Raw genomic sequence first — 12,419 nt, 5'->3', positions numbered from 1 at the left:
CATTTAATTCGGGAAGTAGCTCAGCTTGGTAGAGTACTTGGTTTGGGACCAAGGTGTCGCAGGTTCGAATCCTGTCTTCCCGATTGGTCAATACTTAAATTGAGGCAATTGCCTTTTTTTTATTTTTATATTTGATTTTGATTATGATTATTACTATCTGAAATTTCACATTGCATTTTCTTAAATGTTTTGTTACCTTTTTATGTCAAAACTAATAAATGTGTAAAGAATTATCTTATCGATAGTTCTTTTTTTTAAAATTTGATATCCTAGACATATGAAAAGAATCAAAATTGATGTTGTAGTTGTTCCTTTAAGTGGTCATTTGTACCCAACAATGAATTTATTAATACCCTTACTTAATAACCCTCGATATGATATTCGCTTATTCACTGGTCCTCAAAGAAAAGCCGTTGCTGAGTCTGTAGGTTTTCATGTAGTTCCAATACTAGAAAATCACATTGAGGATTTTGAACGGGCTGCTAATAATGATCAGCAATTAGGGATATTGTCAGCTTATCAACAACTTTCTTCTAGTATTGATTTAATTAATCTAGTTTCAGATCAATTATTGGAAGAGTGGCAAAAGGATCGCCCTGATATCGTCATTGCTGATTTTATAACCTTGTCTGGAGGTTTAGTAGCTAATCAACTTGGAATTCCTTGGATAACCACCATGGCTACACAATTTGTTTTAGAGACTACTGACGGCCCGCCTTGTCTAATTGGTGGAATGGGAAGTCCCAAGAATGGCTGGCAAGTTTCAGTACAATTTTTAGGTAGAACAGCAACTCGTTTAGTAAAACGAATTGTATCTTTTCTGCTTCGTGATCGCTTAAAAAGATATCATTTTAAATTGTATAATCAAACTGGTCATGAGACCATTTATTCTCCATATTCAATTCTCGGTATTGGTATGAAAGAAGTGGAGTTGAAAAAAGGATTTCCAAAACACTACAAGTGGGTTGGTCCTTCTGGTGCTTCAGTAGAGGCTGGAAAGGATTATCCGTTAGATTTATCAACATTTTCTAATCAAAAGAAAGTCTTAGTGACTTGTGGTACGCAACTTTCTTGGGCTAAAGAAAACCTTATCTATCAAGCTAAGCAACTTGCAAAAGCTCATCCAGACTGTCATTTTTTTGTGACACGTGGTGTGGGTGGAGAAGCCTTCCAATGTGAAAATCTCATGGAGAACCTTTCCGTAGTTTCTTATCTACCTTATAAGGAGTACATTCCCCAGATGGATTATGTGATTCATCATGGGGGAGCTGGGATTTTTTATCAATGCATTATTTATGGTAAACCAGCTTTGATATTACCTCATGATTATGATCAATTTGATTATGCCGTTCGGGGCGTAGAAGCAGGAGTTGCACTGTCTGCTAACAAAGAGGATACGAGAGCGATTGGACAAGCTTTTGATAATCTATTGGCTAAAGAAGATTGGTCCGAATTAGAGACTTTATGCCAAGCTGCGCAGTCTTATCATCCGACTGAAATATTAGAAAGTGAAATCCATCGTCTGCTGGCAAATAAGGAGAAGGAAAAATGAAAACAGTTTTAGTAACTGGAGCGACAGGTTTCTTGGGTAAATATGTCATAGAAGAATTAGTCGAGCATGGCTATCAGATTCGAGCTTTTGGTAGAAACAGTAAGGTTGGTCGCTCTTTAGAGAATTCTTCGGTTAGTTTTTTTCAGGGTAATTTGACCAAAGCTGATGATGTGCTAGAGGCTTGCAAGGGGATGGATCTGGTCGTTCATGCAGGAGCCCTGTCAACAGTTTGGGGTCCTTGGGAAGATTTTTATCAGGCTAATGTTTTAGGAACCAAATATGTTCTCGAGGCATGTCGCCAAACAGGTATTCAACGCTTAGTTTATGTATCCTCACCAAGCATCTATGCTGCTCCTAAGGATCAGTTGGCTATCAAAGAAAGTGATGCTCCAGAGGAAAATAATCTCAATAACTATATCTGTAGTAAATTGGCTTCGGAGAAACTCTTTAAAGATTATCCAGATGTTCCGAGTATCATCTTGAGACCTCGGGGCCTGTTTGGGATTGGGGACACTAGCATCTTGCCACGGGTTATCAATCTGAGTCAAAAAATAGGAATTCCTTTGATTGGAGATGGGCGTCAGCTCATGGACATGACTTGTGTGGAAAATGTTGCTCTGGCAATTCGTTTAGCTTTGGAAGCTCCAGAAGCTAAAGGTGAGGTTTATAACATTACTAATGGTGAACCGAGGGCTTTTAGGGATTTGCTGGAGGAAAGTTTGACAGGTTTGGGTTATCCAATCAAATATAGAAAGCTTCCAGCAGCTCTATTATCGGGAATTGCCAGTAGTTTAGAATTTCTTTACAAGACTCTGAATCTTAAAGGCGAACCAGCCCTGACTCTCTATACCTATTATCTGCTTCGCTATAGTCAGACTCTTGATATTAGTAAGGCTGAGAAGGACTTAGGTTATCATCCGAAAATTAGTATTTCAGAAGGGATTGAACAATATGTCCAAGATTATCGAAAGCATTGAGTATTTCCCAGCGGGATATTGTACGAGTTATGCTGGTTTGCTTTTTAAGGGTGTCAAGAATAGAAAGATGACTTTCCCTGCAGGAGTGTTCCTTATCAAGCACAGGGATAAGGGCTATCTGCTCTATGATACTGGCTATCACTATGATATTAAGACGAAACTTCGCTATGCTTTTTACCGTTTGGGGACGCCAGTTCAAATGACGGAGAAAGATCAGATTGTGCACTTGCTGAAAGCTAAAGGGATCAAGCCAGAAGAAATTAACTATGTCTTGTTGTCTCATCTACATCCAGATCATTTGGGAGGGGCTAGCTTCTTTCCGAATGCAAACTTTATCCTGACCCAGGAAGTCTATGATGTTTACAAGAAACCAAAACTAAAAGATTTTATTTTTAAAGAATTTTTGCCGAGTGACTTCGAGGAAAGATTGACAGTTATCAAGGCAAATCAGCAAAATGCTAACTTTAAGTATCGCCCTACCATCGATCTTTTTGGAGACGGAAGTATCCTTGTAGCTTCGATAGATGGGCATGCTAAGGGGCAAGCTTGTCTCTTTATTCCAGATTATCATCTCTTTATCGCAGCAGATCTTTGTTGGGGAATAGACCTCTTACCTTACACCAAACAGATGCATCTGATTCCTTCCTTGGTGCAAGATAGTAAGGATGACTATATCAAAGGAACGGAGCTCTTGGAAGAGGTTTTAAAGGATGGCATAGAAGTGCTAGTTAGCCATGACCCTGTAGAAAGGATTGAGCGGATTTTGTATGAAAAAAATAACCTTTCTTAAAACTTTTATCCAAACTCGCTGGCTTCATAACTTTAGATCTCGAGAAGCATTAGAAAACTATCAGAAAAAGCAACTGGCTGCCTATATGGACTTTCTCAAGCGTGAGTCACCTTATTTTAAAAATGGTGTACCTAACGACTTTGATCATATGGATAAAGCGTTCATGATGACGCATTTCAATGAGCTCAACACCCAAGGAGTGGATCGAGACGAGGCCTTGGCTTTGGCTATCGAAAGTGAAAAGACCAGGAATTTTACAGAGCTCAAGGGAGAAATAGCTGTTGGGTTGTCTTCTGGAACATCTGGACACCGGGGACTCTTTATCACAACTGAAAAAGAGAGAAGTATGTGGGCAGCAGCTATCTTGGCAAAGATGTTGCCCAAAGGCCAACTTTTTGGGCACCGCATAGCCTTTTTCCTCAGAGCGGATAATGAACTCTATCAGACCATCAATACGGCACTTATTCGTTTAGAGTACTTTGATATTTTCAAGAATACAGATGATCATATCGAGCGTCTCAACAATTATCAACCGACTATTGTAGTGGCACCTGCTTCTATGTTGATTGAATTGAGCAAGCGTCTAAAAGCAGGAGAGCTTAAGATTCAGCCGCAAAAAATCGTCTCAGTGGCAGAAATATTAGAAGATAGTGATAAAGAGCGAATTTTGAGCGCTTTTGAGTTGCCAATTATTGACCAAGTATATCAAGCAACAGAAGGTTTCTTAGCTTGTACTTGCTCTGCTGGGAATCTTCATCTCAATGAAGACATCATTTTTGTGGAAAAACACTACTTGGATGACCGACGTTTTTATCCAGTCATTACTGATTTTAAGCGGAGCAGTCAGCCTGTTTATCGCTACCAGCTCAACGATATCTTGGTTGAGAATCCTGAACCTTGTCCATGCGGGTCTCATTACACAAGGATTGACAAGGTCGAAGGGCGTTCTGACGACATCTTCTATTTTGATGGACAAGATGGAGGTCAGGTAAGGATTTATCCTGACTTTATCAGACGTTGCATCCTCTTTGTGGAGAATGTTGGAGATTATCAAGTCAAGCAACACTCTGAGAAGCTAGTGGAAGTTTGTTTGAGTCGAAGAGATGAGCAAGTAGAAATAGCGATTACAGAGCAGTTTCGACTTTTGGCGCAACAAAAAGAGTTTAAAGCACCTGAAATACAATTTTCAGATTATCACTGGGATACAAGTTGTAAGCTCAAACGTATCCAACGTTTATGAAAGGACAAAAAATTATGACAGAAGTAAAAAGACATGTAGAAATTGCAGGTTATGGAGTCTGCCTTCCAAAAAATACGGTGCAATTTAAAGACCAAACCCGTCATCGTGTGGTTGAAAATGAAGAGACGCAACTAGATTTGGCAGAAGCAGCTATCCAAGCTGCACTTGAAAATGCAAATTTAAAAATCGAAGATATCGATTGCCTTGTATCAGCTAGTGCGGTTGGTGTTCAGCCGATTCCTTGTACGGCAGCTTTGATTCATGAACGTGTGGCAAAAGGGCTCTCTATCCCAGCTATGGATATCAATACGACTTGTACAAGTTTTATTTCAGCTCTTTCGACTATGTCGTACTTGATTGAAGCTGGGGAATACCGTCGTGTTTTGATTGTATCTAGTGAAGTTGGTAGCTTGGGTCTCAATCCAAAGCAAAAAGAAAGTTATGAACTCTTTAGTGATGGAGCGGCTGCCTTTATTTTCCAATCAAGTGATAAGGATAAGGGAGTGATAGCAAGCCTTCAACGTACTTGGTCAGAGGGATCTCACGATACAGAGATTCGTGGAGGCTTGACTTCTTATCAACCAAAAGAATACTCTGAAGAGACCAAGACAAATTTTATGTTTGATATGAAAGGCAAGAAAATTCTCTTGCTTTCTGCTCGTGTCATCCCAGAAATGTTCCAAGAATTCCAAGAGAAATCTGGTATTTCTAAAGATGCTGTAGACTATATTATTCCCCACCAAGCTAGTCGCGCTCTTCCTTTGGTCATGGGAAAACTGGGTGTAGATGAAGACAAGTACCTTAACCTTGTTACTGATTATGGAAATATGGTCTCCGTTGCTGTACCTTTTGGTTTGGCCTATGCACTCGATCACGGATATGTGAAGGAAGGAGACACCATCTTCTTAATGGGAACTGCAGCTGGTATGACGGTCAATATGTTGGCTTTGAAATTGTAAAATAATAGCAGGCACATATAAGTGGCCTGCTTTTTAAATTAATTTTAAACGTAGAACTATCGGCCTATACAGAAAAAGCTTGATAAGTTTTATGAAATTAAGTATACTAGAAGGTAACAAGCGTTTTCAGATGTTGAATCAGGGAGTAGACTTAGAAATTGAGAGGGAGATATGGGAATAAGAAAATTTCGCTTATTAATGTCCAAGTATGGCTTTAGTATTGCGATTATCCTGATAGAATTATTTCTTGTTTTCGGAATTATTCTTTACATGAGCCAGATTGCTCCGATTATTTGGGTGACTCTTGTATTTTTGATTAGCGTAGCAACCGTTATAGCGATTGTCAATCGTTCGATGTCACCTGAAAGCAAAGTGACTTGGTTGATTGTGACTTTTGTACCGGTGTTTGGTCCACTGCTTTATCTCATGTTCGGTGAGAGAAGACTATCAAAAAAAGAACTGAAACAACTCCAGGAATTGAATTCTATTGCATTTCATGAGAATAATGGGCGCCAACTCCATTTGCAACTACAGGAGACAGACAAACCAGCTTACGGAATTATCAATGCCTTGCTACATATGGAAAGTAATGCAGAAGTCTATGACCAGACAGATTCACAATTTTTCGCAAGTGGTGAGGAAATGTGGCAACAGATGCTGGAGGATCTTAAAAGAGCAGAAAAGTTTATTTTTCTTGAATACTATATTGTCGACGAAGGTTTGATGTGGGATAGCATACTCGAAATTCTGGAAGAAAAGGCAGCTCAGGGAGTCGATGTCAAGATGCTCTATGACGATATCGGTTGTATGGTGACTTTGCCTGGGGATTATACTGTTTATTTGCGTTCTAAAGGGATTGATGCTCATAAATTTAATAAGGTGATTCCTCGTATGACAGTGGCCTATAATAACCGTGACCACCGGAAAATATTAGTGATTGATGGACAAATTTCCTATACTGGAGGAATCAATCTTGCAGATGAATATATCAATCATATTGAACGTTTTGGACACTGGAAAGATAGTGGGATTCGGATTGATGGTCCGGCGACTCAAGCATTTACCAGACTATTTCTCATGAACTGGTACATCAACCGTGGGGAAATTAGTGACTTTGATCAGTATCATTTGGAAAATCAGACACGATTTGGTAGCGGTCTTTGTATCCCATATGGCAGTGGACCTAAGCCAATCTATAAAACTAAGGTAGGGAAGATTGTTTATCAAAATCTGATTAACCAAGCAGAAGATTTTGTCTATATTACAACGCCTTATCTCATTATCGATTATGATTTAACAGAGGATATAAAAAATGCGGCGATGCGAGGCGTAGATGTGAGAATAGTCACGCCCCATATACCGGATAAAAAACTCATTCAACTTGTAACACGGGGAGCTTATCCAGATCTTTTATCTGCGGGTGTTCGCATTTTTGAATACACACCTGGTTTTATCCATAGTAAGCAAATGATTGTTGATGATCGATTCGCGGCTGTCGGTACTATTAACTTGGATTATCGTAGCTTGGTTTATCACTATGAAAATGCAGTACTACTCTACAAAACAGAGTCAATAGCGGATATTGGCAAAGATTTTGAAGGGATTTTTGAACAATCTCAAGAAATCTTCTCGGATACCATAAACCCTACATGGTATCAAATGATGATTAAAGAAGTAACACAGTTATTTGCACCTATGCTTTAATTGAAAGAATTAACTGAGAATAGATGATTAGAGGAGAGGTTGGAACAAAAGTCCTAGCCTCTCAATTTTCTTTGGATTGTCGAGCAAGACGCAGTGGTTGAGTGGGCTTTACTACGCTGATTTCATCAGCTTTTACAGCCCTACTCAACTGTGCGGAGGTGGGACGACGAAATCGAATTCTAACGAATTACCGATTTCTGTCCCACTCTCTTTTCTGTAAGCAGTTTCCTTGACATCTTATTTATTTTTCGTTATCATATGTCCATATAATATATGGGAGTCTGTGTACAGTCTGAGAGGAAGTGTTAAACTTCGACCGCACCTGATCTGGGTAATGCCAGCGTAGGGAACGAAACTTAGCCTAATTTTGCACCTTTTTCATATATGGAAGAGGTTTTTCTTTTTTTATAAAGAAAAACTGTAACTTAGAAGGAGGTTTTAATGAAAGCAAGCATTGCTTTACAAGTCCTGCCCCTGTCACAGGGGATTGACCGCATAGCTGTAATTGATAAGGTCATTGCTTATCTGCAATCTCAAGAAGTGACCATGGTGGTGGCACCCTTTGAAACGGTTTTGGAAGGAGAGTTTGATGAGCTCATGCGCATTCTCAAAGAAGCGTTGGAGGTAGCTGGTCAAGGGGCAGACAATGTTTTTGCCAATGTGAAAATAAATGTAGGAGAGATTTTAAGCATCGATGAGAAACTTGAAAAATATAATGAGACGGCACATTAGTTTGCTAGGATTTTTGGGTGTCTTATCTCTTTGGCAGTCAGCGGGTTTGTTAAAACTCTTACCAAAGTTTATCTTGCCGACACCACTTGAAATCCTCCAGTCTTTTGTTCGTGACAGAGAATTTCTTTGGTACCATAGTTGGGCAACCTTGAGAGTAGCTTTGCTAGGTTTGGTATTGGGTGTTTTAATAGCCTGTATCATGGCCGTTCTTATGGATAGTTTGGGGTGGCTCAATGACTTGATTTACCCTATGATGGTAGTTGTTCAGACCATTCCGACAATTGCTATAGCCCCCATTCTAGTTTTATGGCTAGGTTATGGAATCTTGCCCAAGATTGTCTTGATTATCTTGACGACAACTTTTCCTATCATCGTCAGTATTTTGGATGGATTTAGGCATTGTGACAAGGACATGCTGACCTTGTTTAGTTTGATGCGAGCAAATCCTTGGCAAATCCTTTGGCATTTTAAAATCCCTGTCAGCCTGCCCTACTTTTATGCAGGATTGAGGGTCAGTGTCTCCTACGCCTTTATCACAACAGTTGTATCCGAGTGGTTGGGAGGCTTTGAAGGACTTGGTGTCTACATGATTCAGTCTAAAAAACTTTTTCAGTATGATACCATGTTTGCGATTATTATTCTGGTGTCGATTATCAGCCTTTTGGGTATGAAGTTGGTCGATATTAGTGAAAAATATGTGATTAAATGGAAACGTGCTTAAAATAGAGCGTTTTAGAAAAAGAAAAGAGGAAATAAAAATGAAGAAAACATGGAAAGTGTTTTTAACGATTGTAACAGCACTTGTGGCTGTCGTGCTTGTGGCTTGTGGCCAAGGAACTGCTTCTAAGGATAACAAAGAAGCAGAACTCAAAAAAATTGACTTTATCCTAGACTGGACACCCAATACCAACCATACAGGGCTTTATGTAGCCAAGGAAAAAGGCTATTTCAAGGAAGCTGGAGTGGATGTTGATTTGAAATTGCCACCTGAAGAAAGCTCGTCAGACTTAGTTATCAACGGTAAGGCACCGTTTGCTATCTACTTCCAAGATTACATGGCTAAGAAATTGGAAAAAGGGGCAGGCATTACTGCCGTTGCAACGATTGTAGAGCACAACACATCAGGGATTATCTCTCGTAAGTCTGACAATGTTAGCAGTCCAAAAGACTTAGTTGGTAAGAAATACGGAACCTGGAATGACCCGACTGAGCTTGCTATGTTGAAAACCTTGGTAGAATCTCAAGGTGGAGACTTCGAGAAGGTTGAAAAAGTACCAAATAACGACTCAAATTCGATCACACCGATTGCTAACGGCGTTTTTGATGCTGCTTGGATTTACTACGGTTGGGATGGAATTCTAGCCAAATCTCAAGGTGTGGATGCAAACTTTATGTATTTGAAAGACTATGTAAAAGAGTTTGACTACTACTCACCAGTTATCATCGCTAACAACGATTATCTGAAAGACAATAAAGAAGAAGCTCGTAAAGTCATCCAAGCTATTAAAAAAGGTTACCAATACGCTATGGATCACCCAGAAGAAGCGGCTGATATCTTGATCAAGAATGCCCCTGAGTTAAAGGATAAACGTGACTTTGTCATCGAATCTCAGAAATACTTGTCAAAAGAATACGCAAGTGATAAGGAAAAATGGGGACAATTTGATGCTGATCGATGGAATGCCTTCTACAAATGGGATAAGGAAAATGGAATCCTCAAGGAAGACTTGACTGATAAAGGATTTACTAACGAATTTGTAAAATAATGACAGAAATTAGACTAGAACACGTAAGCTATGCCTACGACAATGAAAAGATTTTAGAGGATATTAACCTGCAAGTGACTTCAGGTGAAGTTGTCTCTATCCTAGGCCCCAGTGGTGTAGGAAAGACTACCCTCTTTAACCTGATTGCAGGTATTTTAGAAGTCCAGTCAGGGCGAATCATTCTTGATGGAGAGGAAAATCCTAAGGGGCGCGTGAGCTATATGCTACAAAAGGATCTCCTCTTGGAACATAAGACGGTGCTAGGAAATATCATCCTGCCTCTCCTGATTCAAAAGGTGGATAAGGCAGAAGCTATTGCCAAAGCGGATGAAATCCTTGCTACCTTTCAGTTGACGGCCGTACGGGACAAGTATCCTCATGAACTCAGCGGTGGGATGCGCCAGCGTGTAGCCTTACTTCGGACCTATCTTTTCGGGCACAAGCTCTTTCTTTTAGACGAGGCCTTTAGTGCCTTGGATGAGATGACTAAGATGGAGCTTCATGCCTGGTATCTTGATATTCATAAACAGCTAGGCCTGACGACACTCATCATTACGCACAGTATCGAGGAGGCTCTTAACCTTAGCGACCGTATCTATATCTTGAAAAATCGCCCTGGGCAGATTGTTTCTGAAGTCAAACTCGACTGGTCTGAAACTGAAGACAAGGAAGTTCAAAAAATTGCCTATAAACGGCAAATTTTAGCGGAGTTGGGCTTAAATAATTAGAAAGATAGGGAGTTGGTGAGGTTGCTACTTTGCCAGCTCTTTTTTGTCTATAAATGGAAATTCTGATAGATAAAAAGTGATATAATTGAGGTATGGTGTTGTGATGAAAAAAGATGAAATTAAAAAATATTTAGATACAGATCTTGAATTTAATGTTAATGGCCGAGGTGCTTGTTTCTTATCGAGCATATGTGTCGTTGGTTATGATTATGAAGGTCGGCAGTTTGATACAATTGATGAAGCAATGGAAGCTAAAGTTTTTGACGGGAAAAGTTTAGTGGATATATGGGATGAAATTTTTCCACAAGTATCATAAAATCAAAATATGGTCACATTTTATTTCAATAGATGATGGAAAGGCCCTAAATGATGTTAAATAATGAACTAAATGACTACAGCAAACAAGACCCATTCGATGAAATAGATGAACCTATTTTTTCGGAGTCTAATCTTGAAGGGTACAGTGATTTTTACAAAGATAGTGAAGATTCAAAAGTTTGGTGGATTTATAGAATAGGTGTTATAGGAGAGTTTCTGTTCAGCTTTGATAAGAAAAAAATTTATAACCTTTTTCTTGACTATCCTCACAATATGACGGAAGAAGAGGTTAAAATTTTTGATAGCGAAAATCCTTTCTGGAGAGATTTTTTCTCGGATAGAAAGTCATAAATTCTGCATTTATTTATAAGCATTGAATAATATGACTGATAAAGATTATATACAATAGTAAACATGCTTAAATACAAATAGACTATTTTTGATGTTCAGTCGCCTCTCTCATAATTAATTTTTGATGGATACTGTGAAATAATTAAGATACGAAGGATAGAGGTTGAAAATCTGTCACCAACGCGCTACTTAGTTAGTGGGTCGAGAAATGCAGGAGCCTCGACAGTCCTGCCTATCCTTGCAAATAAATCAGCCCTTGGAAAAAATCTAAGGGCTTTTAGGTTAGTTAATTTTTTTAATAATTTTAACGTTTAAAATATCATTTTCAAACAATCTCATCCATCGTAAACCTGTTTTAACAGATAAAGCATCATACTCTTCATCAAAAGTATCCTTATCTTCAAAAAGACAAATTCCCTCAAAGGTCTGGTTATCAACGTCTGTAATCGTTACAACTTTATTGTTAAACTATCTAAGTTCCATTTTTCTGTTCCTGATTTTGTAGTACTATAGTTTGTTATATTATTGGAATTCCCTTAAGGTAAGCTTCCTTAGCTTTTGCTAGTGTCATCTTATTGGGACCTCCATCAATATTGGTCTCCCCTGTGTTTTGCCAATTGCAATGTTCACAAATATCATAAACAGCAGTTAAAGTTCCGCAAACTGGACAATGTACATATTCTTCATCATTAATCATTACTACGTTTTCTCTACCAGTCTTATTCATAATTATCTACTCCTAATTATCGTTTTAAAATAGTGAAACCAGAAATATTAATTGGCTAGAACTAAATGCTTTTAAATTAAATTCTCTTATCTTTCTAAACTTTCCTGAGATAGGCTTTCTTAGCTTCTGCAAGAGTTATAGTATCATTATACTTTAATCTAGTTAATATTACTAATGAATGATAGAGTCTTTTAGATATGATATAATAAAAAAAGGAAGGTATACCATGACAATTAATAGAGTTGTCGGTCAAAATAGACTTGGGAACTATTTAATTCTGTACTTAGATCCAGAATTAGATAAGGGACTTAATGGAACTATTATCTGTCGGAAAATAAGGCTAAAAGGTTTTGAATACGAAACTGTTCCTTCCTTCGATTCTAAGTATATGATCGCTTTTGAAAGTGCTTCTGATGAGAATTATATCGGTGAAATAATTGAATATGAATAAGCACCTAGAGAAAGCCAGTTACGTTTTTAAAAGAAAAGAAGCATGACTCTCCCACAGCTATAAAGCTTTTTGGGCGGGAAAGCCATACTTCTTTCTTATCTAAATTATAACTCAAAGAGGCATC

At 38.5% G+C, this 12,419-nt stretch carries 14 protein-coding genes, 1 tRNA gene and 1 riboswitch; of the genes, 14 read left to right on the top strand and 1 reads right to left on the bottom strand.

What is annotated here, in order from left to right; translation table 11 throughout:
- Positions 1-9 precede the first annotated feature (9 nt).
- From AB8E63_RS07880 to AB8E63_RS07820, 13 genes are all read left to right on the top strand, one after another.
- A tRNA-Pro gene (locus tag AB8E63_RS07880) sits at positions 10-83 on the top strand.
- 194 nt (positions 84-277) lie between these two features.
- On the top strand, positions 278-1,552 hold the full coding sequence (locus AB8E63_RS07875; RefSeq protein WP_368910717.1) for a glycosyltransferase: 1,275 nt from the start codon (positions 278-280) through the stop codon (positions 1,550-1,552).
- Positions 1,549-2,529, top strand: coding sequence for an NAD-dependent epimerase/dehydratase family protein (locus AB8E63_RS07870; protein WP_368910715.1), 981 nt, complete (start codon positions 1,549-1,551; stop codon positions 2,527-2,529). Before AB8E63_RS07875 ends, AB8E63_RS07870 begins: the two co-directional genes overlap by 4 nt.
- The gene (locus tag AB8E63_RS07865; protein ID WP_368910714.1) at positions 2,504-3,319 is read left to right on the top strand and encodes an MBL fold metallo-hydrolase; all 816 of its coding nucleotides are present in this window, start codon (positions 2,504-2,506) and stop codon (positions 3,317-3,319) included. The genes AB8E63_RS07870 and AB8E63_RS07865 overlap by 26 nt, the downstream gene beginning before the upstream one ends.
- Positions 3,297-4,559 carry a F390 synthetase-related protein gene (locus tag AB8E63_RS07860; protein ID WP_368910713.1) on the top strand — a complete coding sequence of 421 codons (1,263 nt, stop codon included), beginning with the start codon at positions 3,297-3,299 and terminating at the stop codon, positions 4,557-4,559. The genes AB8E63_RS07865 and AB8E63_RS07860 overlap by 23 nt, the downstream gene beginning before the upstream one ends.
- A 14-nt stretch (positions 4,560-4,573) precedes the next feature.
- Entirely contained in the window at positions 4,574-5,518 is a 945-nt protein-coding gene (locus AB8E63_RS07855; RefSeq protein WP_368910712.1) for a 3-oxoacyl-[acyl-carrier-protein] synthase III C-terminal domain-containing protein, read from the top strand.
- Between the two features lie 171 nt (positions 5,519-5,689).
- Complete coding sequence (cls, locus tag AB8E63_RS07850; RefSeq protein WP_368910711.1) at positions 5,690-7,222, top strand: cardiolipin synthase; 1,533 nt, start codon at positions 5,690-5,692, stop codon at positions 7,220-7,222.
- Positions 7,223-7,485: 263 nt separating this feature from the next.
- Positions 7,486-7,588: riboswitch (TPP riboswitch) on the top strand.
- Positions 7,589-7,663: 75 nt separating this feature from the next.
- Positions 7,664-7,954: an MTH1187 family thiamine-binding protein gene (locus AB8E63_RS07845; RefSeq protein WP_368910710.1), complete on the top strand. Its 291-nt coding sequence runs from the start codon at positions 7,664-7,666 to the stop codon at positions 7,952-7,954.
- On the top strand, positions 7,917-8,675 hold the full coding sequence (locus tag AB8E63_RS07840; protein WP_368910709.1) for an ABC transporter permease: 759 nt from the start codon (positions 7,917-7,919) through the stop codon (positions 8,673-8,675). Before AB8E63_RS07845 ends, AB8E63_RS07840 begins: the two co-directional genes overlap by 38 nt.
- A 37-nt stretch (positions 8,676-8,712) precedes the next feature.
- Positions 8,713-9,720, top strand: a complete 1,008-nt coding sequence (locus AB8E63_RS07835; RefSeq protein WP_368910707.1) for an ABC transporter substrate-binding protein — start codon at positions 8,713-8,715, stop codon at positions 9,718-9,720.
- Positions 9,720-10,448: an ABC transporter ATP-binding protein gene (locus AB8E63_RS07830; RefSeq protein WP_368910706.1), complete on the top strand. Its 729-nt coding sequence runs from the start codon at positions 9,720-9,722 to the stop codon at positions 10,446-10,448. Before AB8E63_RS07835 ends, AB8E63_RS07830 begins: the two co-directional genes overlap by 1 nt.
- 103 nt (positions 10,449-10,551) lie before the next feature.
- A complete protein-coding gene (locus tag AB8E63_RS07825; protein ID WP_368910705.1) occupies positions 10,552-10,764 on the top strand; it encodes a hypothetical protein in 213 nt (70 codons plus the stop codon).
- 50 nt (positions 10,765-10,814) lie between these two features.
- On the top strand, positions 10,815-11,117 hold the full coding sequence (locus AB8E63_RS07820) for a hypothetical protein (protein WP_368910703.1): 303 nt from the start codon (positions 10,815-10,817) through the stop codon (positions 11,115-11,117).
- 517 nt (positions 11,118-11,634) lie between these two features.
- Here AB8E63_RS07820 and AB8E63_RS07815 read toward each other — a convergent pair.
- Positions 11,635-11,844: a CPCC family cysteine-rich protein gene (locus AB8E63_RS07815; protein ID WP_368910702.1), complete on the bottom strand. Its 210-nt coding sequence runs from the start codon at positions 11,842-11,844 to the stop codon at positions 11,635-11,637.
- 226 nt (positions 11,845-12,070) lie between these two features.
- Here AB8E63_RS07815 and AB8E63_RS07810 point away from each other — a divergent pair, with 226 nt between their 5' ends.
- Entirely contained in the window at positions 12,071-12,295 is a 225-nt protein-coding gene (locus tag AB8E63_RS07810; protein ID WP_368910700.1) for a hypothetical protein, read from the top strand.
- The last annotated feature ends 124 nt before the right edge of the window (positions 12,296-12,419 follow it).

Origin of the sequence: Streptococcus sp. oral taxon 061, from assembly GCF_964211575.1 — a bacterium.
In the GTDB taxonomy this organism is placed as follows: Bacteria; Bacillota; Bacilli; order Lactobacillales; family Streptococcaceae; genus Streptococcus.
The sequence above is the reverse complement of the archived record's forward strand: the minus strand, read 5'-3'. Positions and strand labels throughout refer to the sequence as shown.